The sequence below is a fragment of the Actinotalea endophytica genome (assembly GCF_025717005.1).
In the GTDB taxonomy this organism is placed as follows: Bacteria; Actinomycetota; Actinomycetes; order Actinomycetales; family Cellulomonadaceae; genus Actinotalea.
The window spans coordinates 114,165-136,429 of sequence record NZ_JAOVZU010000003.1 but is presented as its reverse complement, the minus strand read 5'-3'; the positions used below and the strand labels follow the sequence as shown (position 1 = coordinate 136,429).

General features: G+C 74.2%; 17 protein-coding genes and 1 tRNA gene. 9 read left to right on the top strand and 9 right to left on the bottom strand.

The window, feature by feature from the left end:
- Positions 1 to 31: 31 nt before the first annotated feature.
- Entirely contained in the window at positions 32 to 1,930 is a 1,899-nt protein-coding gene (gene dnaG / locus OEB99_RS06155; protein WP_263509045.1) for a DNA primase, read from the top strand.
- Positions 1,931 to 1,939: 9 nt separating this feature from the next.
- On the opposite strand, the gene OEB99_RS06150 is transcribed toward dnaG, so the two are convergent.
- From OEB99_RS06150 to OEB99_RS06125, 6 genes are all read right to left on the bottom strand, one after another.
- A complete protein-coding gene (locus OEB99_RS06150) occupies positions 1,940 to 2,701 on the bottom strand; it encodes a putative protein N(5)-glutamine methyltransferase (protein WP_263509044.1) in 762 nt (253 codons plus the stop codon).
- A 43-nt stretch (positions 2,702 to 2,744) separates the two neighbouring features.
- The gene (locus OEB99_RS06145) at positions 2,745 to 3,425 is read right to left on the bottom strand and encodes an ABC transporter ATP-binding protein (protein WP_263509043.1); all 681 of its coding nucleotides are present in this window, start codon (positions 3,423 to 3,425) and stop codon (positions 2,745 to 2,747) included.
- On the bottom strand, positions 3,422 to 4,429 hold the full coding sequence (locus OEB99_RS06140; RefSeq protein ID WP_263509042.1) for an ABC transporter ATP-binding protein: 1,008 nt from the start codon (positions 4,427 to 4,429) through the stop codon (positions 3,422 to 3,424). Before OEB99_RS06140 ends, OEB99_RS06145 begins: the two co-directional genes overlap by 4 nt.
- Entirely contained in the window at positions 4,426 to 7,026 is a 2,601-nt protein-coding gene (locus OEB99_RS06135) for an FtsX-like permease family protein (RefSeq protein WP_263509041.1), read from the bottom strand. Before OEB99_RS06135 ends, OEB99_RS06140 begins: the two co-directional genes overlap by 4 nt.
- Positions 7,023 to 10,028, bottom strand: coding sequence for an ABC transporter permease family protein (locus OEB99_RS06130; RefSeq protein WP_263509040.1), 3,006 nt, complete (start codon positions 10,026 to 10,028; stop codon positions 7,023 to 7,025). Before OEB99_RS06130 ends, OEB99_RS06135 begins: the two co-directional genes overlap by 4 nt.
- Before the next feature lie 78 nt (positions 10,029 to 10,106).
- Positions 10,107 to 11,321 (bottom strand): ROK family protein, encoded by a 1,215-nt coding sequence (locus tag OEB99_RS06125; protein ID WP_263509039.1) that lies wholly within the window; start codon positions 11,319 to 11,321, stop codon positions 10,107 to 10,109.
- A 174-nt stretch (positions 11,322 to 11,495) separates the two neighbouring features.
- On the opposite strand from OEB99_RS06125, the gene OEB99_RS06120 reads away from it, so the two are divergent.
- The 8 genes from OEB99_RS06120 to OEB99_RS06085 all read left to right on the top strand — a co-directional run bounded on the left by OEB99_RS06120 (position 11,496) and on the right by OEB99_RS06085 (position 20,757).
- Positions 11,496 to 12,554 carry an alpha/beta hydrolase gene (locus OEB99_RS06120; RefSeq protein ID WP_263509038.1) on the top strand — a complete coding sequence of 353 codons (1,059 nt, stop codon included), beginning with the start codon at positions 11,496 to 11,498 and terminating at the stop codon, positions 12,552 to 12,554.
- Positions 12,551 to 13,573: an ABC transporter permease gene (locus OEB99_RS06115; protein WP_263509037.1), complete on the top strand. Its 1,023-nt coding sequence runs from the start codon at positions 12,551 to 12,553 to the stop codon at positions 13,571 to 13,573. Before OEB99_RS06120 ends, OEB99_RS06115 begins: the two co-directional genes overlap by 4 nt.
- Before the next feature lie 41 nt (positions 13,574 to 13,614).
- Positions 13,615 to 14,745: a sugar ABC transporter substrate-binding protein gene (locus OEB99_RS06110; protein ID WP_263509036.1), complete on the top strand. Its 1,131-nt coding sequence runs from the start codon at positions 13,615 to 13,617 to the stop codon at positions 14,743 to 14,745.
- Between the two features lie 4 nt (positions 14,746 to 14,749).
- Positions 14,750 to 16,291 carry a sugar ABC transporter ATP-binding protein gene (locus OEB99_RS06105; RefSeq protein WP_263509034.1) on the top strand — a complete coding sequence of 514 codons (1,542 nt, stop codon included), beginning with the start codon at positions 14,750 to 14,752 and terminating at the stop codon, positions 16,289 to 16,291.
- A gap of 199 nt (positions 16,292 to 16,490) precedes the next feature.
- Positions 16,491 to 16,922 (top strand): winged helix-turn-helix domain-containing protein, encoded by a 432-nt coding sequence (locus tag OEB99_RS06100; protein ID WP_263509033.1) that lies wholly within the window; start codon positions 16,491 to 16,493, stop codon positions 16,920 to 16,922.
- Positions 16,923 to 17,021: 99 nt separating this feature from the next.
- Positions 17,022 to 18,443, top strand: coding sequence for a cystathionine beta-synthase (locus tag OEB99_RS06095; RefSeq protein WP_263509031.1), 1,422 nt, complete (start codon positions 17,022 to 17,024; stop codon positions 18,441 to 18,443).
- Positions 18,444 to 18,481: 38 nt separating this feature from the next.
- On the top strand, positions 18,482 to 19,717 hold the full coding sequence (locus OEB99_RS06090) for a cystathionine gamma-synthase (RefSeq protein ID WP_263509432.1): 1,236 nt from the start codon (positions 18,482 to 18,484) through the stop codon (positions 19,715 to 19,717).
- Positions 19,714 to 20,757, top strand: a complete 1,044-nt coding sequence (locus OEB99_RS06085; protein WP_263509029.1) for an isopenicillin N synthase family dioxygenase — start codon at positions 19,714 to 19,716, stop codon at positions 20,755 to 20,757. The genes OEB99_RS06090 and OEB99_RS06085 overlap by 4 nt, the downstream gene beginning before the upstream one ends.
- Before the next feature lie 101 nt (positions 20,758 to 20,858).
- On the opposite strand, the gene OEB99_RS06080 is transcribed toward OEB99_RS06085, so the two are convergent.
- From OEB99_RS06080 to OEB99_RS06070, 3 genes are all read right to left on the bottom strand, one after another.
- Positions 20,859 to 20,931, bottom strand: a tRNA-Asn gene (locus OEB99_RS06080).
- Positions 20,932 to 20,981: 50 nt separating this feature from the next.
- On the bottom strand, positions 20,982 to 21,470 hold the full coding sequence (locus tag OEB99_RS06075) for a hypothetical protein (RefSeq protein WP_263509028.1): 489 nt from the start codon (positions 21,468 to 21,470) through the stop codon (positions 20,982 to 20,984).
- 101 nt (positions 21,471 to 21,571) lie between these two features.
- Complete coding sequence (locus tag OEB99_RS06070) at positions 21,572 to 22,246, bottom strand: TIGR00266 family protein (RefSeq protein WP_263509026.1); 675 nt, start codon at positions 22,244 to 22,246, stop codon at positions 21,572 to 21,574.
- Positions 22,247 to 22,265 lie beyond the last annotated feature (19 nt).

Below are 22,265 nucleotides of genomic sequence, written 5' to 3'. Positions count from 1 at the left end.
TGTGCGGCGGCCGGTGACCTAGACTCCGCACGTGCCCGGACGGATCCGACGTGAGGACGTCGCGACGGTCCGGGAGCGTGCCCGGATCGAGGAGATCGTCGGCGAGCACGTCACGCTGCGCCCCGCGGGCGTCGGCAGCATGAAGGGCCTGTGCCCGTTCCACGACGAGCGGACCCCGTCGTTCCACGTCCGGCCGCAGGTCGGGCTGTGGCACTGCTTCGGCTGCGGCGAGGGTGGCGACGTCATCAGCTTCCTGCAGAAGATCGACGGGCTCGGCTTCACCGAGGCGGTCGAGCACCTCGCGGGTCGGGTCGGCGTGCAGCTGCGGTACGAGGAGGGCGGCGCGCCGCGTCCCGGTGAGGAGCCCGGGCGGCGCCAGCGCCTGATCGAGGCGCACCGGGCCGCGGCGAGCTGGTTCGCCGAGCAGCTGACCAGCCCGGAGGCCGCACCGGCCCGGGCGTTCCTCGCCGAGCGCGGCTTCGACCGCACGGCCGCCGAGCACTTCGGCGTGGGCTACGCGCCGAAGGGGTGGGACCACCTGCTCCGGCACCTGCGCGGGCGCGGCTACACCGAGGCCGAGCTGATCGCCTCGGGGATGCTGTCCCAGGGCCAGCGCGGCGTGTACGACAGGTTCCGCGGCCGGCTGATCTGGCCGATCCGGGACGTCACGGGGGACACCGTCGGGTTCGGCGCGCGGCGCCTGTACGAGGACGACCAGGGGCCCAAGTACCTCAACAGCCCGGAGACCGCGCTCTACAAGAAGGCCCAGGTGCTGTACGGCATCGACCTGGCCAAGCGGGAGATCGCCAAGGCGAAGCGGGTCGTGGTGGTCGAGGGGTACACCGACGTGATGGCCGCGCACCTGTCCGGGGTGCCCACCGCGGTCGCCACCTGCGGCACGGCATTCGGCTCGGACCACGCACGGATCGTCCGGCGGCTGCTCGGCGACACCGCCGCCGGGGGCGGTGTCCAGCTCACCGGCGGCGGCTCGGTGGGCGGCGAGGTGATCTTCACGTTCGACGGCGACGAGGCGGGCCAGAAGGCCGCGCTGCGGGCGTTCGGCGAGGACCAGCGGTTCTACGCGCAGACGTTCGTCGCGATCTCGCCGGGCGGCATGGACCCGTGCGAGCTGCGCCAGGAGCGCGGCCCGGAGGCCGTCGCCGCGCTGGTCGACTCGCGCCAGCCGCTGTTCGAGTTCGTGCTGCGGTCCACGCTGCGCCGGCACGACCTGGACACCGCCGAGGGCCGGGTCGCCGCGCTGCGTGCCGCCGCGCCCGTGGTCGCGGGGATCCGGGACACGGCGCTGCGCCCGGAGTACACCCGCCTGCTGGCCGGCTGGCTGGGCATGGAGAGCCCGGCCGTCGAGCGAGCCGTGGTGACCGCGAGCCGGGCGACGGCGCGGCGTGGTGACGAGCCCCGGCACGAGGGCCACGAGCCCGACGAGCCGCCGCGGCCGGCTCCGCCCGACCGCACCGACCCGGTGGTCGTGGAGGAGCGCACGGCGCTCGCGGCCGTGCTGCAGCACCCGGACACGCCCGGCGCGGCGGCGTTCGACGAGCTCGGCGCCGACGCGTTCACGGTCCCGGCGCTGCGCGCGGTGCACGACGCGATCCGCGCCGCGGGCGGGGTGGCGACCGCACACGACCCGGCCGCCTGGATCGAGGCGGTCCGCGAGGAGGCGTCCGGCACGGTCGAGCCGCTGATCGCCCAGCTCGCGGTCACCGAGCTGCCCGAGGACCGACCCGCTGCGATCGACGCCTACGTGGCCGGGATCGTCAGCCGGATGGTGGACCTGGGCCTGACCAGGCGGATCGCCGATGCGCGGGGACGACTGCAGCGGATGTCGCCCGACGACCCGGGCTACGCGGACGCGTTCGCCGACCTCGTCGGCCTGGAGACGCGCCGCAAGTCGCTGCGCGCGTCCGACTGACCGCGCGGCTCAGCCGAGCCGCGCCACGACCGCCGTCGCATCGAGCTCGGGGTCCGCGACCTGGTGGGGCCGCAGCCCCTCCGCCACGGCCGCCGCCACCAGGTGAGGGGCCTGGGACCGCGAGCACTCGACGACGACGATCCCGGTCGGCGCGAGCCAGCGCGGCGCCACCGCGAGCACGCGGCGCAGCACGTCCAGGCCGTCGGCGCCGCCGTCGAGGGCGACCTGCGGCTCGTGGTCCCGTGCCTCGGGGGGCATCGACGCGATGGCGTCGCTGGGCACGTACGGAGCGTTCGCCACCAGGACGTCGACCCGGCCGCGCAGGTCGGCCGGCAACGGCGCGTCCAGATCACCCTCGTGCGCCACGCCGCCGACCTGCACGAGGTTCGCCGCGGCGCACGCGACCGCCGCGGGTTCGAGGTCCACGGCGTGCAGCACCACCCCCGGGACGCGCAACGCCGCGACCAGGCCGAGCGCACCCGAACCGCAGCACAGGTCGACGAGCACCCCGCCCGGGCGCAGGTGCGCGACCGCCTCGCGGACCAGCAGCGCGCTGCGACGCCGCGGCACGAACACCCCGGGGGCGACGGTCACCCGCACACCGTCGAGCTCGGCCCAGCCGACGATCGTCTCCAGCGGCTCACCATCGACCCGCCGCGCCGCCCAGGCGTCGAGCGTCGCGACGTCGGGTGCCTCGGCCTCCAGCAGGGCGGCCTCCTCCTCGGCGAACACGCACCCCGCGGCGCGGAGCCGCTCGACCAGGTCCGTCACGGCGTGCCCCAGGGTCCGGGCTGCGGCCCTCCGAGGTGATCGCTCATGCCGCGTCGATCACGCGGCCGGAGTGCAGCTCGAGGACGCGGTCGGCGCGCTCGGCGATCAGCGGGTCGTGCGTGGAGACCACGGCGACCGCCTGGTGCTCGCGGACGAAGCCGACCAGCAGGTCCATCACGGCGACCGCGGTCTCGGAGTCGAGCTGCGCCGTGGGCTCGTCGGCGAGCAGCACCTCCGGGCGCGCGACGACCGCGCGGGCGATGGCGACCCGCTGCTGCTGACCGCCGGACAGCTCTCCGGGCCGCTGCCGGGCGTGCTGCGCGAGCCCGACCGCCTCGAGGGCCGCGTCGACCCGCTCGGTGCGCTCGTCCACCGGCGTACCGCGCAGGCGCAGGGGCACCTCGACGTTCTCGGCCGCGGACAGCACCGGCAGCAGCCCGAAGGACTGGAAGACGAACGACACCCGGTCCCGGCGCAGGGCGAGCAGGTCCCGTTCGGGGAGCGAGCCCAGCTCGGTGTCGTCGAGGTGCACGGTGCCGGAGTCGGCGCGGTCCAGGCCGCCGAGCAGGTGCAGCAACGTCGTCTTGCCCGAGCCCGAGCGCCCGCGCACCACGACGATCCGGCCCGGCTCGGCCGTCAGGTCGACGCCGTCGAGCGCGACGACGGTGCGGCGGCCCGTGCCGTAGACCTTGCGCAGCCCCGTCGCGCGCAGCACCCCGGTCACGCGTCCTCCTCCGGCTCGCGGTGGTCGCCCGTCGGGCCAAGGCCGTCCGGCGTGCTCGGCTCGGCGGCCGCGCCCGGGGGCCGTTCCGGGGCCGCGCCCGGGTCGGCACCTGTCCCGGCGTCCACCTGGGTGCCCGACGAGACCCGCACGTGGTCGGTCTCCAGACCGAGGCGCACCCGGTCGCGCAGGTCGAGCGCGTCGACGAACTCGCGCGGCAGCTGCAGGCGACCGACGCGGTCGATCACCGCGAACTCCTCGTGCACGTGCAGCTCGTGGCCGTGCTCGTCGAGCGCCGTGCGGCGCAGCGTCTCGGTGGCGGTGCGCCCGTCGCGGATCCGCACGGTGCGGCGCACGTGCGTGGCCACCGCGGGGTCGTGCGTGACGATCAGCGTGGTCATGCCCAGCTCGGTGGTGACGTGGCGGATCGCGTCGAGGACGTCGGCGCTGGTGGCCTCGTCCAGCTCACCGGTCGGTTCGTCGGCGAGCAGCACGCGGGGCCCGTTGGCGACCGCGGTCGCGATCGCCACCCGCTGCTGCTCGCCGCCGGACAGCTCCGCGGGACGGCGGTCGGCGACGTCGGCCACGCCGAGGACGTCGAGGAGCTCGGCGGCGCGTGCCCGGCGGGCCGCCCGGTCGCTGCGACGCCGGCCCAGCACCATGGGCAGCGTGACGTTCTCGACCGCGGTGAGGTAGGGGAGCAGGTTGCGGGCGGTCTGCTGCCAGACGAACCCGACCGTGTCCCGCCGGAACACCTGGCGCTCGCCCGGCGTCATGGTGACCAGGTCGTGGCCGGCGACGGACGCGGCCCCGGCCGTCGGCCGGTCGAGACCGGACAGGATGGTCAGCAGGGTCGACTTGCCCGAGCCCGAGGCGCCGACCAGGGCGACCAGGTCCCCGGCCTCGACGGTGAGGTTCAGCCCCTGAAGGGCCTGGACCTCGACGCCCTCGGCCGTGAAGATCCGCACGAGGTCCTCGCACCGGATCTCCGCGTCCATGACGGTCATCCTCCCGCTCCTTCCCGCAGCACCTCGACCGGGGAGACCCGGCGCGCCACCCGGACCGCGATGAGCACGCCCACCGCCGCCACGAGGACGAGCCCGCCGCCCGCCGCGAGCAGCAGAGCCGGGTCCAGCACCACCGGCGGTCGTTCGACTGCGCCGGTGAACGGCCGCAGGTCCGCGACCCGCAGCACCGCGTAGGGGAGCACCGCGCCTGCGGCCGCACCGGCCAGCCCACCCACCAGCACCGGGCCGAGCACGTCCGCGACCACGAGCCGGCGGTGCACCGTCCCGGGCGCCCCCAGGGTCGCGAGGATCGCCGCGGACCGGCCGCGCGCCGGGGCGTCGGCGATCAGCAGGAGCACCAGGAGCACGGCGACGAGCAGCAGGCTGGTCGCCGCGACCAGGAGCATGGCGTCGCGCACGCCGGTCACCAGGACGCCCTGGGCGATCGAGGCGATCGCCTGGTCGAGCGTGGTGACCGTGACCCGGTCGTCGACCACGTCCCGCACGGCGGCCACGACCGCGTCGGGCTCGGCGCCGGGTTCCAGGCGCAGGAGCAGCCGGGTCACCGGGGGAGTGCCGCGCGCCTCCGCCCAGGTGGAGCGGTCGAGCAGGACCCAGCCGGACCCGCTCGTGACACCGGGCACGTCCGCGGACGCCTGCGCCTCGAGGGCCAGGTCGCCGCGGGGGGCCTCGAGGACGACCTCCCCGGTGGGGACGTCCTCGGCGACGAGCGCGACTGTGCCGCCGAGCCCCTGCACGCCGCCGGGGATCCCGGACTGCACGCGCGCCAGGTCGGCACCGTCGGCCACCAGCAGGTGGATCGTCTGGCTCGACCGGTCGTGGCGGAGCTCGACGGTGCCGGCGTCCGCGATCGCGGCCAGCTCCGCGACACCGGGCAGCTCCCGCACGGCCGCCACCTGGTCCTCCGGGAGCCCCACACCCTGCGCCGACCACGCCAGGTCGACGCGGACGTCGGAGCCGACGTACCGCACCGCGCTGCGCTCGGTGGCCGCGTTCACGGTGGCGACGGCCGTGACCGCGAGGCCCGCGGTCGCGACCCCGAGGGTCAGCGCGAGCACCGTGATCAGCCCGGCGGCCGGAACCCGGGCCGCGCGCGCGACCCCGAGGAACGTCCCGAGATCCCCCCGCCGGCTCAGGGCGTGCAGCGCGGCACGTGCGGGCCACGGGTAGACCCGCATCGCGACCAGCGCGGCTGCCAGGCCCACGATCACCGGGAGCGTCGTCACGAGCGGGTCGGAGGCCGTCTGCGACATGAGCGCGACCGCTGCGATCGCGAGCACGACCACCTCGGCGACCCACCGCCACCGGGCGCGCCGGACCGCGGCGGCGTGCACCCGCGCACCGGCGACCACCATGAGCGCGACGGCACCGATCGTCACCGCGGCCGGCAGCACCAGGTCCGTGGGGTCGGTGCGGCCGGGGACCTGCATCGCGATCGCGACCCCCACGGCGGCGCCCGGCAGTGCGGCCGCGGCCGCCTGCGTGCCGACCAGCGCCGCGAGCCGGACGGACGACGCCCCGCGGGCCCGCAGCAGCACGAGCGCGGCGCGCCGGCGCTCGATCGCGAGCCGGGCGGCGAGCCACAGCACGCCGGTCGCCGCCCCGATCAGGCCGGTGACCAGCACCGACAGGAGGGTGGTGGCCGTCCGCTCGCGGCCGGACGCGGTGTCCAGCACCCCGGTGAGCTGGGTGCGCAGGCCGGTCGCGGCGCGCAGGCCGGCGAGCTCGGCAGTGAGCTCCTCGCGGTCGGCGTCCCCGACGGCGACCGGGTCGACGGGGTACCAGGCGTCGAGCTCGACGCCTCGGGTCGGCATCATGGCGCCGACACCGTCCGGGTCGATGTATGCGATCCCGTGAACCGTCCAGCCGGTGTTGTCGTCGCGGTCGACCACGGGTTCCAGCACACCCGGCAGGTGGTCCCAGACCTCGCTGTCCGGGTCGGTCGCCTCGACCAGACCGGAGAGTCGCAGGTCGACCGGGTAGGACGGGTCGCGCGAGGCCTTCACGTCGCCGACGCTCCAGCCCATCCAGCGCGCGGCATCGACCGAGACCACGACGTCCATCGTGACCGGGACGAGCCGACCCGCGTCGGCGGAATCCTCGATCCAGCCGGCGGTGTCCAGCGGCGCGGGCCACGTCCCCTCGACGAGGTCGAGGTCCTGGCGCCGTGGCCCGGCGGAGAGCGTGACGGTCATGTACGAGATGCCGGGTGCGTCGTCACCGCGCTCCACGTAGTACGACGGCCGGGTGATCTCGTGCTGCGGCTCGCCGAGCACCGAGGTCAACGCGGGGCCCGCGTCGGCGACCTGGGCGGCGGTCCACGCGTCGGCCTGGGCCATCATCGCCTGCGCGGCGTCGGCGTCCGGCGGGTCGGCGATCGTGAGGTCGCGCTTGGGCACGGTGAGCGTCAGGTCGCGCTGGGTGGCGGGTAGCGCCTCGGTGCGGGAGACCAGGTCGTCCCGGAGCAGCCGGTCGAGCGCGCGCGGCCAGGCGACGGTCAGCGCGACCAGGGCCGCGGTGACGAGCCCGACCAGGACGAGGTCCCAGCCGAGCTGGCGGCGCAGCACGCGGATCACGGGACCACCTCGCGGGGGGAGGCGGTGCGCGCGCGGCGAGCCGTGTCGCGCGCGACCCCGGCGACGATCGTGACGACCGCGACGAGCACCACGACCGTCCACGTGGCCAGGGCGCGGGCATCGACCTCGAGGACCACCGGGAGCGGGACGGTGCCCGCGTCGAGCGCGGTGACCAGCGGTCGGGTCACCACGACCGCGAGCGCCGTCCCGGCCGCGGCGCCGCCGAGAATGGCCGGCGCGAGCACGCGGGCGTGCTCGGCGACCCGCATCCCGGCCTGGGTCGCGCCCTCGACACCGATCCCGCGCAGCACGCCGATCTCCGGGCGGCGCGCCCGGGCGCCGGCCCGTGCTGCGGCCAGCACCCCGCCGATCGCCAGGGCAACGGTGGCCCAGGTCGCGACGCGGAAGGCGGTGAGGGCGGGGTCGAGCAGCGGAGCGGGCCCCGGCGTCGCGGAGGTGGCGCCGGGCAGCGCCGCGGCGAGCGCTGCCGTGCCCTCGGCTGTCTCGGCCCAGGCCCAGATCTCGTGCGGCGCGGCGACGTCCGTGCCGGTCCACAGCTGTGTCGCGGTCCAGGCGTCGAGGTCGACGAGCATCGAGCGCGGGTCGGTGGAGCCGGGCACGGCCTCGACGACCTGGGTCAGCTCGATCTGCAGCGTGTGGCCGGGGATGGTCGCCGTGGTCCGGTCGCCGATCGACAGCGACAGCGCGGACGCGAGCGCGCGGGTCGCCACGACCGGGAGCGCCCCGTCGGTGAGCGTCTCGAACCGCACGGTGGTGCCGGGGGCCACCGCCTCGGCCGGGACGTGCAGCGTGGGAGTGGTGCCGGACTCGCCGACCAGCGTCCGGGTGGTACGGCCGACCAGTGCACCGTGGCCGGGCATCGTGAGCGGCGTCCCGTCGGCCTCGACCGAGTCGAGCTCGACCCGGTACGGCTGCTCGGCGGCGACCCGAACGTCGAGCGCCACCAGGTCGGTCGCGCCGGTCACGTCGGCGCGCCACGTGCCGGTCCGGCGGTCGGGTGCGGTCCCGGATGCGACCGGGGTGAGCTCGACCCGTCGGGCGACCCCGTCGGTGCGGACCCATGCGGCGACCTGGGGCGAGCCGAGCGCCGGGTCCTCGGCCGCGGCGGAGATCACGGCCAGGTCGACCTCGAGCGTGCCGGTGCCGGCAGGCAGCGGCACCGGTGCGTCGGACGCGGCGGGCGCGTCGTCGGCCGGGGCGGGATCGTCCGGCGAGCGGTGCAGCAGGGGCCAGGCCGCCCGGGGGACTGCGACGACGAGGGCGTCGACCCCGCCCAGCGTCGCGGTCCGGGTGTCCGCGACGACGACGGTGGCCGTGGGGTCCGCGGTCCGCGCGGCCACGAGCACGTCGGGCACGTCACGGGAGTCGGCCACCAGGCGCAGGTCGGCGCCGTTGCTCACGGCGGTCCGCACGGTGCGCAGCGACTGCCACGAGCCGAGGAAGAACGCGACCACGACGGCGGTCGCGACGGCGAGGGCGACGAGCGCCGCCGCGGCGCCGTGCGCGGTGGGGCGGCGGGCGATCTCCTGGACCGCGAGCACCCGGAGGTCACGCCGCCGGGCCGCCAGGCCGGACGCGGCCCGCGCCGCAGGCGGTACGGCCGCTGCGACCACCACGGCGACGGCGAGCAGACCGAGGGCGAGTGCCGCGGTGGCCAGCGGCTCGGGCGCGGCCCGCCCGTCGACGGTGCGCACCGGCGACCCGAGGTCGGTCAGCCGCCACAGCCCGATCCCCGCGGCCACGAGCACCAGCGTGACCACGCCGAGGACCGCCGAGCCACGCAGCGGACGGTCGGCGCGCTCCTCGCGCAGCGGACCGCGCACGCGCCACCAGGTTGCCCCGGCGAGGACGGCGCCGACGCCGGCCGCCACCGCGGCGGGGGCGCCGATCCCGAGGTCGACCGGCACGGTGCCGAGACCGCGCAGCGCGACGGCCGCGAGCAGCGACCCGAGCGCGGCGCCCACAGCTCCCACGATGAGCCCTTCGACGGCCGCCGCGCCGACGAGCCGGGCCCGCGATGCACCGCGGGAGCGCAGCAGCACGAGCTCGCCGCGCCGCACGTCGGCGAGGAGTGCGGCGAGCTGGGCCAGCACCACGATCCCGACCAGGACCGCGAGCAGGGTCGCAGGGACGGACAGCGCACGCACCGTGCTGAGCGTGCGGTCGATCTGCGCGAGCGTGGTGTCCAGGCCGTCGGTCGCGAGCACGCCGAGCTCGTCGACGGCGTCGTCGGCCTTGAGCGCGGTGAGCGTGTCGTCGAGTGCGGTGCGCAGCGCCGGGATCTGGCCGGGCGAGAGGAGCTCTCCGTCCGGTACGACGGTCCAGCGGACCCGCAGCGTCGCCGGGACGACGTCGAGGTCCGCCTCGCCGATCCAGACGGCGCCGTCCTGCTCGCCGAACCAGCGCGGGTCGCCGGCGTCGACCGGTTCCCAGACCGCGGCGACCTCGATCTCCAGCGGCGCCGCGTCCGGGTTGGCCCCGGCGAGGCTGAGCCGGTCGCCGACCTCGACGCCCAGCGCCTCGGCGGTGGCGGAGGACAGCGACGCGGCGACGGGCTCGGCGCCGTCGGTCCCACCCGGGTCCGCCTCACCGGCGTCGAGAGTCCCGTCCACGACGGTGACCAGGGCGTCGAGGTTCGGCACCGCTGCGACGGCGACCTCGTGACCGTCCACGGTGAGCGGTGTCGACAGCTCGCTGCGTTGCACGACCACGGGGAAGCCGTCGAGCGTCGCGTCGAGGATCTCCTCGGCGGCGGCGACCTGCTGCGCCGGGTCGTGCGCGAGCGGGGTCGCGAACTGGGTCGCCGCGCCGGTGGGCCCCGCGTCGGCGAGCGCGGTGACGAGCCCGTTCTGGGCGGCGAGCGCGACGTGCCCGAGCACGGTGACGAGGGTCGCCGAGACCAGTCCCGCGAGGAGAGCGGCCAGGGCGAGCAGCCCGAGCTGGGCGCCCGCGCGGCGCCGCAACAGGCGGGCGAACGTCACGGGGCCTCCTCGTCGCGGACCCGGACGCGCCGTGGTCGCGTGAGCAGACTACGACTCCGCTGCGGTGGGCCGGGCGGCTCAGCCGCCGAGGAGCGGAACGCGGCTGGGGTCCGCCATGAGGCGTTGCCGCGCCAGGAGCCACGCTCCGATCAGCGTCGCCCCGTCGCCGCGGCGGGCGCTCGCGACGACCGGGTTGAACTCGGGGATGCGTTCCTGACGCGCGTCGAGCAGCTCGGTGACCGGGGCCAGCAACCAGCGCTCGAGCCGGGGGAGCGCGCCGCCGAGGACGACGAGGTCGATGTCGGTGTAGTTGCTCATCGTGCCGATCGCGCTCGCGAGGGCCCGTCCGGCCCGGTCGAGGGCGGTCCGGGCGTCGGCGTCACCCGCGGCGAGGCGCTCCTCGAGCCGGACGAGTGCGACGTCCTGGCCGCGGTCGGCCGCGAGGGTGGTGAGGTCGGTCGCCGCGAAGAGGGCGTCGGTGCCCAGGTAGAGCGTGAGGCAGCCGCGCGCTCCGCAGTCGCACGGCGGGCCGTCCATGGCGACGCTGATGTGTCCGCACTCGCCGGCCATCAGGTGGGCGCCGAGGTGGGGCATCCCGGCGACGATCAGCCCACCGCTGACGCCCTTGCCCCCGGTCAGGTAGGCCATCGAGCGCGGGCGTTCGCGGGGCGGGATCGCGGAGTACTCGGCCACCGCGCCGAGCCGGCCGTCGTTCATCACGACCAGGTCGCGGCCGGCGGGAAGGCGCTCCCGGAGCGGCTCGAACAGGTCGGTCCGTGGGGTGCCGAACTCGATCGAGTCGGCGAGCACCCGACCCGAGGCGACGGGGCCGGGGACCCCGACCACCGTGCCGCAGACCCAGGCGCCCGCGATCTGCGCGGCCGCGGCCTCCGCCTGGAGGGCGGCGTCGACGAGCGCGGCGACGAGATCGTCGCTGACGCCGTGCCTGATGCCGTGCGGCTGGCGCACCTGCCACCTCAGCTCGCCGCCGAGGTCGCGGACCTCCGCGATCACCTCGAGCGGGGTCAGCTGGACCGCGACACCGACCACCCTGAGCGGGTTCAGCCCGAGGACGCGACGGGGCCGCCCACGGCCGTTGGACGTGGTCTGGCCGGGTTCGACCACCAGGCCCCGGGCGACCAGCTCGTCGACCAGGCTGGAGACCGAGCCGCTGACCAGACCGGTCGCGTGCCGCAGGTCGGTGCGTGAGCAGGGGGCGAGCTCGTCGAGGGTCTGCAGGGTCAGGGCGAGGTTCGCTCGGCGAATCTCGGCGACGTCCGACGGCCCCTTCACGCTGTGCATCTTGGCAGAGTTGCGGGCTCCGCGCTTGCTTTAAGTCAGGGTCTAGCAAAAAGATCCGAAGTCGGATACGTTCGAGATGCCGCGCTGGTCCGGCGCGTCGACGACGGGGTCGACGCGGTAGCCGCGAACCTGGTCGGCGCCGACCGAGGAGGTACCCACACCGTGGTGGCGAACACTCCCGCGTTGCCCGAGGAGCTCCGTGCCGGAGAGGGCACGGAGGTCCCGCGCACCTGGGACCCACCGCTCGTCGAACCGCGCCCGGTACCGCTGGACGACTTCCCACCGAGCGAGCACAGCACCGAGCGCATGAGCGTGCTGCTCGCGGACCACACGCCGCGGCACGGGACCGCCTGGCTCGCGGTGGAGTACGCCGCGAAGTCGGGTCGCCGCCTGCACCTGCAGATCGTCGCGCCCCCCGTGCCGCCCTCGGACGACGCGGCCGGCGCCGAGTCCGGCCGGCGCTTCCCGCTGGTGGTCTTCGTCCAGGGTTCGGCCTGGGGTGAGCAGATGCTCGGCCAGGAGCTCCCGGCCCTGGCGCACTTCGCCGCCCGGGGGTACGTCGTGGCGGTCGTCGAGTACCGGCCGTCCGACGTGGCGCCGTTCCCGGCCCAGGTGCGCGACACCCGCTCCGCGGTCCGGTTCCTGCGGACCCACGCGGACCGCTACCGCATCGACCCGTCCCGCGTCGCGCTGTGGGGGGACTCCTCGGGTGCGCACACCGCGCTGCTCACCGCGCTCACCGAGGGCGACCCCGAGTACTCCGACGAACCCGACGGCGAGCCGCTGCACGTGAGCTGTGTCGTCGACTACTACGGGCCGACGGACATCGCGCGGATGAACGAGGAGCCGTCCGTCCAGGACCACGTCTCGCCGACCAGCCCGGAAGGCATGCTGATCGGCGGGCACGACGTGCTCGCGCGGCCCGACCTGGTCGCCCCGACGGTCCTGGCCGGGCACCTGCACCCCGATCGGGACGTCCCGCCCGTGCTCATGGTCCACGGGAGCCGGGACCGGCTCGTGCCGTTCGGGCAGAGCGTCCTGCTGCACGACGCGCTGGTCGACGCCGGCCGGTCCGTGGAGCTCTACCAGCTGCGCGGCGCCGACCACGGTGGGCCGCCGTTCTGGCAGGAACCCGTGCTCGACCTCGTGGACGGGTTCCTGCGCCTGCACCTGCCCCCCGACGAAGGCCTGCGGTCTTCTCAGCGACGAGAGGTCGATGCATGAGCACGAAGATCGACGAGCGGCGGCCGGAGGCGGCGCCCCGGCGGGCCGGTGTCGGCACCGTGGTGCGCAAGGTCTTCGGCGCGGACTGGTCGAGCGCGGCGATCGCCCTCGTCGGGCTGATCGTGGTGGTCGGGCTGCTGCGGCCGGAGTTCCTCTCCTTCACGCAGCTGTCCAACGTCGCCCAGCAGTCGGTGTACGTCGCACTGATGGCGTCCGGGCTGGCGTTCCTGATCACCCAGGGCGAGGTCGACCTCTCGGTCGGCGGCACCTACGTGCTGTCCGCGGTGGCCACCGCGATCCTGATCCAGAACGGCCTCGACCCGTGGCTCGCGGCGATCTGCGGGCTGCTGCTCGCGGTCGCCGTCGGCGCCCTCAACTCGGTCGTCGTGCTCGGCATCCGGATCAACTCGCTGATCGCGACGCTCGCCATGGGGTGGGTCCTACGCGGTCTGTCCGCGGCCATCTCGGGGGGCCGCCAGATCATCGGCATGCCGATCGACCACCCGTTCTTCACCATCCTGGGCGGCGGGGAGATCCTCAACGTCGCCGTGTCGGTGTGGATCCTCGTCCTCGTCGTCGCGGTGCTCACCGTGGTGCTGCGTGCCACGCCGTTCGGGTTCCGGGTCCGTGAGATCGGCTCCAACGAGGACGCCGCCCAGTTCGCCGGCATCCCCGTGCGTCGCACCAAGGCCACCGCCTTCCTGATGTCCGGCTTCATCGCCGGGATCGCCGGCCTGCTCGGGCTCGCCTTCTTCACCAGCGGCGACCCGACGTCCGGCAACGGGTTCGAGCTGTTCGCGGTCGCCGGAGCGGTGATCGGCGGCAACCCGCTCACCGGTGGGCGGGCGACGGTGTTCGGCGCCGCGATCGGTGCCGTGCTGCTCAACGCCGTGAGCATCGCGCTCGTCTACTTCAACATCCCCGCCGTCTGGAGCCAGTTCGCGACCGGGCTGATCATCATCAGCGCGGTCTCGGTCGACGGCATCCGCCGTCACCGACGCTCGCCCCAGGACGCCTGATCGATCCATCTGCGGTACATCCACACTCAAGGAGGAGTTCCATGGATCCGGTTACCACCCCCGCCCGCCGCCGTGGGCTGGTAGGGGCAGGGGCAGCTCTCGCCGCCGCTGCGCTCCTGCTGACCGCCTGCTCGTCGAGCACGCCCGCCGAGGAGACGACGTCGTCGTCGGCCGAGAGCTCGAGCGCCACCGAGACGTCGACCGTCGAGCCCGGCTCGGTCAAGCTCGGCATCGCGTACTGGGACACCATCACCGTGGGCTTCCAGCTCATGGCCGAGGGCGCCCAGGCGGTCGCGGACGCCGACCCGGCCATCGACCTCATCGCGTCGGCGCCGAACTCCGGTGACCCGGCCAAGCTGTTGCCGCTGTTCCAGTCGATGGCCCAGACCCAGACCGACGGCGTGATCCTGCAGGCGCTCGCGGCCGACCCGTTCTACCGGCCGGTGCTGGACACCACCGAGGCCGGGACGCCGGTCATCGCGATCGACGCACCGCCGCCCGCCGACGCCGGCGTGGACCTGTGGATCACCAACGACAACACCGCGCTGGGCACGATGCTCGCGACGGAGCTCCTGAAGCAGATCCCCGCTGACGCCACGGGTGAGATCGTCGTCGGCACCAACGGGCCGTCCGTGCCGCCGCTGATGGCGCGGGTCGACGGCATGATCGCGACGTTCCAGGCCGAGCGCCCGGGCATCACGATCGTCGGACCGATCTCCACCTACGGCACCCAGGGCTCCCCGCAGGAGAACTACAGCGCGTGGGAGGGCATCTACAACCAGCACCCGGACGCCGTCGCCTACGTCGCGCCCGGCGCACAGGACGCCGTCTCGCTCGCCCTGGTCCAGGAGCGCAACGACACGCACTTCCTCGCCGGTGGCATGGACCTCGAGCCCGGTTCGATGGACGCGGTGAAGAACGGCTACATCGCCGCGCTGGTCTCGCCCGAGCACTGGCTGAAGGGCTACATCGCCGCGAAGATCCTCGCCGCTCACGCCGAGGAAGGTGCGGAGATCCCGGCCGGCACCTGGGACACCGGCGGCATCGTCGTCACGTCCGACAACATCGACGAGATCATCGACCGCCAGTCCAGCCCCGAGAACATGCTCGCGGCGCTCGGCCCGGTGGGCGACGCCCAGATCGCCGACCCGTCGTCGTACCTGACGAACTGACCCGATGTACACCCTCGAGGCGCAGGACATCAGCAAGAGCTACGGCGGCGTCCGGGCTCTGGACCGCGCGGCCATCGCCGTGCGTCCGGGTTCGGTGCACGCCCTGCTCGGCGAGAACGGTGCCGGCAAGTCGACCCTGGTCAAGATCATGACCGGGGCGATCCGGCCCGACTCGGGTGTCCTGCGCCTCGACGGTGCCGACGTCAGGTTCGCCAGCACCGCCGACGCCTTCCGGCAGGGCGTCGGCGTGGTCTCCCAGGAGCTGAGCCTGTTCCCGCACCTGTCGGTGCTGGCCAACATGTTCCCGATGCGCGAACCGCGGCGGGGGCCGTTCGTCGACCGGCGCGAGATGCTCAGGCTCGCCGTGCCGATCCTCGACGAGCTCGGCCTCGAGGTCGACCCGATGGTGCCGGTCAGCAGGCTGCCGCTCGCCGAGCGCCAGCTCGTGGAGATCGGCAAGGCACTGGTCACCAAGCCCCGGGTGCTCCTGCTCGACGAGCCGACGTCCGCCCTCGAGAGCGGTGCCACCGACCGCCTGCTGCACATCCTGCGGGTCCTGCGCAGCCAGGACGTCGCCGTCGTCTTCGTCAGCCACATCCTCGAAGAGGTCATGAGCGTGTGCGACGAGATCACCGTGCTGCGCGACGGCGTCGTGGTCACGGCCGGCGAGGACGTCGGAGCGCACACGGTCGAGTCGGTCGTCTCGGCGATGATCGGCGACCGTCCGCGCGTGGTCGTCCGGCCCAGCGGCCGGGCGCTCGCCGAGCAGGCGGTCGCCACGACCACGTCCGGGCTGCGGGTCGACGGGGTCACGCTGCACCGCACCGTGCAGGACGTCTCGTTCGCGGTCGAACCCGGCGAGATCGTCGGGCTCGCCGGGTTGGCCGGCTCGGGGCCGGCAGAGCTGCTGCGCGCGCTCGCGGGCATCGAGTCGCCGGTCCGCGGCACGATCTCGTTGCCGGGCGGGATCAAGGCACCGCACGGTCAGCGCGCCCACATCGCCGCCGGCGTCGCCTACGTGTCCGGCGACCGCCGTCGCCTCGGGCTGATGCTGGACAAGCCGGTCTGGGAGAACGTCGTGCAGGTCCGCACGATGGCGATGGGCAAGGACGGCGCCTTCCTGCGGGTGCCCGGCCTGGTCACCAGGGCGGGGGAGCACATGAGCCGCCTCAACATCCGGGCGTCCTCGCCGGAGGCGACCGCGGGGTCGCTGTCGGGTGGCAACCAGCAGAAGGTCGTGCTGGCCAAGTGGCTCGACAACACGCCGTCGACGATCGTCCTGGACGACCCGACCCGGGGCGTCGACATCGGGGCCAAGGCGGAGATCCACGGGCTGCTGGGCGACCTCGCGGCGGCCGGTGCCGTGGTGGTGCTGCGGTCCACCGACCTCGAGGAGCTCGTTGCGGTGTGCGAGCGGGTGATCGTGCTGTACCGGGGGCGGATCTGCGCGGAGCTGCGCGGCGACGGGCTGAGCACGAGCGCGCTCCTGCAGCTGATGAACACCGGGGAGCTCGCGCCCGAGGGTTCACAAGCGCCCGCATCCTGAGAACTCCGACAAGCGCGCTGTCGGTCCTCAGCGGGTCTGGGGCATGCTTCCGGCATGAGCCAGCACCGCCAGCGCCTGATGGCGCCCGCATGTGCTGAGCCGTGCGCGCGACTGTGTCGCGGTCGGGTCTGAACCTTCCCGTTCACACCTGCCGGCTCGCCGGCGCCGATCTCTCGGCCGACCGCTCCAAGGACCCACCATGACCGTCCAGCACCAGCGTGCGCAGCGACCATCTCTCCACCGACCCGCCCGAACCCACGTCCGGGAACCCGATGGTGGCGGGCGTCCGCTCTCCTACCTCGGCGCGAGCCTGGCCGCCATCCCAGATGTCGACGAGGTGGTCGTCGCGCAGGCGGCGCGCCAGGTGACCGTGAACGGGGCCGTCCTCGCCCTGCCACCCAAGGAGTTCGACCTGCTCGTGCACCTGTTGGCGGCCCGCGGCCGGGTCGTCAGCCGCGACGAGCTGCACCGCACCGTCTGGGCCGGCCGCCACCTGGCCGCTGCTTCGCGAACGATCGATGCGCACATCAGGCGGCTGCGCAGGGCGCACGCGCTGGCCGAGCTGGTGGCCACCGTGCACGGCACCGGATACCGGATCGTGCCCCGCCCCAACGTTCGTCTCGTGCCATGACGAGACGACCCGAGAGCACCGCCGAGCACTGTCCGGGTCCTGCGCGCTGACGACCCGCCACCCACCGTGGCTCCGCACCCCAGGACAGGACACCCGCTCATGCACTACGTCGACCACATCTCCGCACTCGTCGGAGGCACGCCGCTCGTTCGGCTCGGCTCCGTCACCAGGCACGTCTCAGCGACCGTGCTGGCCAAGGTCGAGTACCTCAACCCAGGCGGAAGCACCAAGGACCGCATCGCCGAACGGATGATCGCCGAAGCCGAGGAGCGCGGTGACCTGCGCCCCGGCGGCACGATCGTCGAACCGACCTCGGGCAACACCGGTGTCGCGCTCGCCCTCGCGGGTCAGCGCCGCGGCTACCGGCTGGTGTTCGTCGTCCCGGACAAGGTCAGCACGGCCAAGCGCGACACCATGGCCGCCTACGGCGCCGACGTCGTCGTGACGCCGACCGCGGTGCCGCCCGACCACCCCGACTCCTACTACAGCGTCGCCGATCGCCTCGTCTCGGCCATCCCCGGGGCGTGGAAGCCCGACCAGTACGCGAACCCGGCCGGCCCGGCGAGCCACTACGCGACCACCGGGCCCGAGATCTGGCGCGACACGGACGGTCGGGTCACGCACCTGGTGGCCGGTGTCGGCACCGGCGGCACGATCACCGGTGCCGGCCGCTACCTGCGGGAGGAGTCGGCGGGGCGCGTCGAAGGCAGGGTGCAGGTGGTCGGCGCCGATCCCGCAGGATCGGTGTACTCGGGCGGCTCCGGGCGCCCGTACCTCGTCGAGGGCGTCGGGGAGGACTTCTGGCCGGCCGCCTACGACCCCGCGGTCACCGACGAGGTCATCGCCGTCACGGACGCCGAGGCGTTCGCCATGACCCGTCGCCTCGCTCGTGAGGAGGCGCTGCTGGTCGGCGGCTCGTCCGGGATGGCCGTGGTCGCGGCGGTCCGGCTCGCTGAACGGCTGGAGCGCAGCGACCCGTCCGCCGCGGCCCGGGCGACCATCGTGGTGATCCTGCCGGACGGTGGCCGCGGCTACCTCGACAAGGTGTTCTCGGACGCCTGGATGCGGAGCAACGGGTTCCTCACCGACGACGCGCAGGTCACCGTGGCCGACCTGCTCCGGGCCAAGGGGACCGCCCTGCCCGAGCTCGTGCACACCCACCCGGGGGAGACGGTGCGCGACGCGATCGACATCATGCGCGAGTTCGGGGTCTCCCAGCTGCCGGTCGTCGCTGCCGAACCGCCCGTCGTGCTCGGCGAGGTCGTCGGGACGGTCGACGAGCGGGCCCTCGCGCGGGCCGTCTACTCGGGGCGTGCGGACCTCTCCGACCCGGTCGCGGCACACATGACCGAACGGCTGCCGCTGGTCGGCGTGGGGGAGTCGATCGAGCGGGCCCGATCGACGTTCGACGCCAGCGACGCGCTGCTGGTGGTGGACGCGGGCAGACCGGTCGGGGTCGTGACCAGGGTCGACCTGCTGTCGCTGGCCGCGGGCACGCTCGCCACGGCGGGTGCGTCGTGACCGCGGGTCAGGTGGACGACGCCGTCGCAGGGTCGTTCGTGTCGCCGCACCCCGGGGGTGGGCCCGCGACGCGGGCGATCCATGCGGGCCAGGAGCCCGACCCGGCCACCGGAGCCGTCGTCCCACCGATCTACCTCACGTCGACGTTTCGCCAGGACGGGGTGGGAACGCTGCGTGCCGGGTACGAGTACTCCCGGTCCGGGAACCCGACGCGCGACGCCCTTCAGGTCGCGCTCGCGAGCCTGGAGGGCGGCGACCGCGGGTTCGCCTTCGCCTCCGGCCTGGCGGCGGAGGACACCCTGGCGCGTGCGCTGCTCCGACCCGGTTCGCACGTCGTCCTGCCGAGCGACGCCTACGGAGGAACCTGGCGGCTCTTCGCCCGCGCGCTGGCCCCATGGGGAGTCGATCACTCGGTGGCGCCCATGGACGACCCCGACGCGGTCGCTGCGGCCGTCCGGCCGGGCCGGACCGCGCTCATCTGGGTGGAGACCCCGACCAACCCGCTGCTCACGATCGCCGACATCAGAGCCCTCTCCGACGTCGCTCACGCCGCCGACGCGCTCCTGGTCGTGGACAACACGTTCGCCAGCCCCGCGCTCCAGCAACCGCTGGCGCTCGGAGCGGACGCAGTCGTGCACTCGACGACCAAGTACATCGGCGGGCACAGCGACGTGGTGGGTGGCGCCGTCGTCACGGCTCATGGCGCGCTCCTGCCGCACGGCGCGGTCGGACCGGACGGCAGCAGGTCGCTCGCGGACGCCGTTGCGTTCGGCCAGAACGCCTCAGGAGCCGTCGCCGGGCCTTTCGACGCCTGGCTCACCCTGCGCGGGCTGCGCACCCTCGGCGTGCGGATGCGACAGCACGGCATCAACGCCGAGGCCGTGGCCCGTCACCTGGCCCGGCACCCGTCCGTCACCCAGGTGCTCTTCCCGGGCCTGCCCGGACACCCCGGCCACGACGTGGCGCGTCGGCAGATGTCGGGGTGGTCCGGCATGGTCTCGTTCCGGGTGGGCGACGCGCGCCGGGCCCGTGAGGTCGCCGGCCGCACACGCCTGTTCACGCTTGCCGAGTCGCTGGGAGGCGTCGAGTCGCTCATCGAGGTGCCGGCCGCGATGACCCACGCATCGGTCGCCGGTTCCGAGCTGGCGGTGCCTGACGACCTGATCCGCCTCTCCGTGGGCCTGGAGGACATCGACGACCTGCTCGAGGACCTCAGCGTCGCGCTGGACGCCGTACCCACCTATCCGTCCGATCGAAGCGAGGACCAGCCATGACCGACCCGGGCACACCGCAGCACGCCACCTCCACCACCCTCCGGCTACCGGTGCTCGACCTCTCGTTGCTGGACGACCCCACGACCGCGACCCGGTTCGAGTCGGAGCTCCGGGACGCCACCCATACCTACGGCTTCTTCTACCTGGTCGGCCACGGAGTCCCGACCGACCTGGCCGACCGTCTCGTCTCGGTAGCACGCGACTTCTTCGCCCTGCCCGAGGCGCAGAAGCTGGAGATCGAGAACACTCGCAGTCCCCACTTCCGCGGGTACACCCGCGTCGGTGGAGAGCGCACCCAGGGCAAGGTCGACTGGCGAGAGCAGATCGACGTCGGGCCCGAGCTCCCTGCGCTGCCGGTCAGCGCTGAGCGACCCGCCTACTGGGTGCTCCAAGGGCCGAACCTGTGGCCCGCCGCCCTGCCCGGCCTCCGGGACGTGGTCGACGCCTGGAACGCCGAGATGGCCCGTGTCTCGCACCGTCTGCTCCACGCGTGGGCGCGATCCCTGGGGCAACGCGAGGACGTGTTCGACGCCGCCTTCGGTGACGCTCCGGCGATGCTCATGAAGGTCGTGCGCTACCCCGGTCGTGTGGAAGGAGGCACGGATCAGGGTGTCGGCTGGCACAACGACGCAGGCGTGCTCACCCTGCTCCTCGTCGAGCGAGACCGGCCCGGTCTGCAGGTCGAGCTCGACGGTGAGGTGGTGGCGGCACCTCCGGTGGACGGCGCCCTCATCGTGAACATCGGCGAGATGCTCGAGTGGGCCACGGACGGCTACCTGCGTGCCACCCGGCACCGGGTTCTCGCACCGGACCCCGGGACTGACCGCATCTCGGTCCCGTACTTCCACAACCCAGCCCTCGACGCGGTCTTCCGGCGCGTCGAGCTGCCCTCGGACCTCGCGACGAGGGCTCGCGGCGTCGGACGAGACGCCGACGACCAGGAGATCCGCGCCGAGTTCGGTCACAACGCACTCAAGAGCCGGGTGCGCGCTCACCCGAACGTGGTTGCTGCGCACCACCCATCGCTGGGCCCCAGCTAGCGAGCCCAGCGTTGGTGGGGAGCCTTCGCGCCGGGCCCGGCCGCGGACGCGACGAGGGCCTGGCCCGGAGCGATCGTCCAGGTCAGGCCCTCGCGGTGTTGCTCCCCCGACTGGACTCGAACCAGTAACCCTCTGATTAACAGTCAGATGCTCTGCCAATTGAGCTACAGGGGATCGCGGTGCAGCACTCTACAGGATCGGGAGGCCTGCCCAGGACATGAGTGCTACAGCCCGGCGGCCTCGCGGATGCGGCCCTCGGCGGCGTCGATCGCCTCCGTGACCCGCGGGTCGGTCAGGTCCACCCGGCCGTTGCCGATCACCTGCGTGAACAGCGCGCCGTCGGGGGAGCGGCGCAGCGCCACGCGCAGGTTCCGGTCGCCCGGGACGGGGACCTTCTCGGCGAGGACCACGGAGGCCTGGACGCGCTCGTGGACCACGCGGGCGAGGCGTGAGCGGCCCTCGACGACGATCGTCGTGGGTGCGGTGCCGTCGACCCAGCGGACGGTGAGCACACCCTCCTCGTCGAGCGACGCACCGTCCACGTCCGTCCACGCCCGCTCGATCACGTCCTCGCCGGGAACCGGCAGCACGTGCAGGCCGGTGCGGGTGGCGGCGGCCCAGCCGTCGTCGACGAGGTGCGCGAACGCGAGCGCGTGGCCGGTCAGTCCGAGGGCGTCCCGGACGTCCTCGGGCACGAAGAGCGGGCGGCGCATGGTGCCCACGCTAACCCGGGCCCGGGCACCGCGCGTGCGCGAGGGGCACGAGGTCGACCCGGTCCGGATCGCCGCGGCCGAGCCACCGGAGCTGCACCGTCTCAGGAGCCGCTGCGCTGGGGGTTCACCCGCTTGATCCACTCGACCAGGTCGTTGCTCGACCGGGTCTGGAGCCAGACGCGCCCCGGGCCGGTGAAGTCGGTGACCAGGCCCTCGCCGCCGAGGAGCGTGGACTTCCAGCTGCCTGCCTTGCGCACCCGGTAGGTCACGGACTCGTCGAACGCGACCACGTGCCCGGTGTCGAGGGTCATCGTCTCGCCGGGGCTCAGCTCGGACGCGAGGATGGCGCCGTAGGACGAGAGCAGCAGGTCGCCGGCGCCGCTGCACCGCAGCAGGATCAGCCCCTCGCCGCTGAAGAAGGACTTCCCGCCGCCCCACTTCGAGTCCACGTCGACGCTCGGGTCCGACGCGCTCCACGACCCCGACTGGACCAGCAGTGCCTGGCCGGCGAGGCGCACCGTCACCATGTCGCCCGGCAGGGTCGCCGCGACCCCGACCTGGCCGCCGGTCGCGGACTGGAAGTCGTTGACGAAGAAGCTCTCGCCACCGAGGCTGCGCCGCAGTCCCTTCATGAACCCGCCGCGCGTCGAGGTCTCGATCGTCACGTCGCCGCGCGTCATCGCCATCGCCCCGGCCTCGACGCGCACCGCGCCGCCCGGCGGGATCGTGACGATGCCCATCGCGAAGGCCGGCCCGGAAGAGATCGTGACGTCCATGGTCTGCTCCTTCGACTCT

Excerpts from the sequence above, each read along its gene's own strand:
- OEB99_RS06095 (WP_263509031.1), top strand. The coding sequence starts at position 17,022 with ATGCACTACGTCGACCACATCTCCGCACTCGTCGGAGGCACGCCGCTC.
- OEB99_RS06070 (WP_263509026.1), bottom strand. The coding sequence starts at position 22,246 with ATGGACGTCACGATCTCTTCCGGGCCGGCCTTCGCGATGGGCATCGTC.
- OEB99_RS06110 (WP_263509036.1), top strand. The coding sequence starts at position 13,615 with ATGGATCCGGTTACCACCCCCGCCCGCCGCCGTGGGCTGGTAGGGGCA.
- OEB99_RS06115 (WP_263509037.1), top strand. The coding sequence starts at position 12,551 with ATGAGCACGAAGATCGACGAGCGGCGGCCGGAGGCGGCGCCCCGGCGG.
- OEB99_RS06085 (WP_263509029.1), top strand. The coding sequence starts at position 19,714 with ATGACCGACCCGGGCACACCGCAGCACGCCACCTCCACCACCCTCCGG.
- OEB99_RS06075 (WP_263509028.1), bottom strand. The coding sequence starts at position 21,470 with ATGCGCCGCCCGCTCTTCGTGCCCGAGGACGTCCGGGACGCCCTCGGA.
- OEB99_RS06100 (WP_263509033.1), top strand. The coding sequence starts at position 16,491 with ATGACCGTCCAGCACCAGCGTGCGCAGCGACCATCTCTCCACCGACCC.
- OEB99_RS06140 (WP_263509042.1), bottom strand. The coding sequence starts at position 4,429 with ATGACCGTCATGGACGCGGAGATCCGGTGCGAGGACCTCGTGCGGATC.
- OEB99_RS06105 (WP_263509034.1), top strand. The coding sequence starts at position 14,750 with ATGTACACCCTCGAGGCGCAGGACATCAGCAAGAGCTACGGCGGCGTC.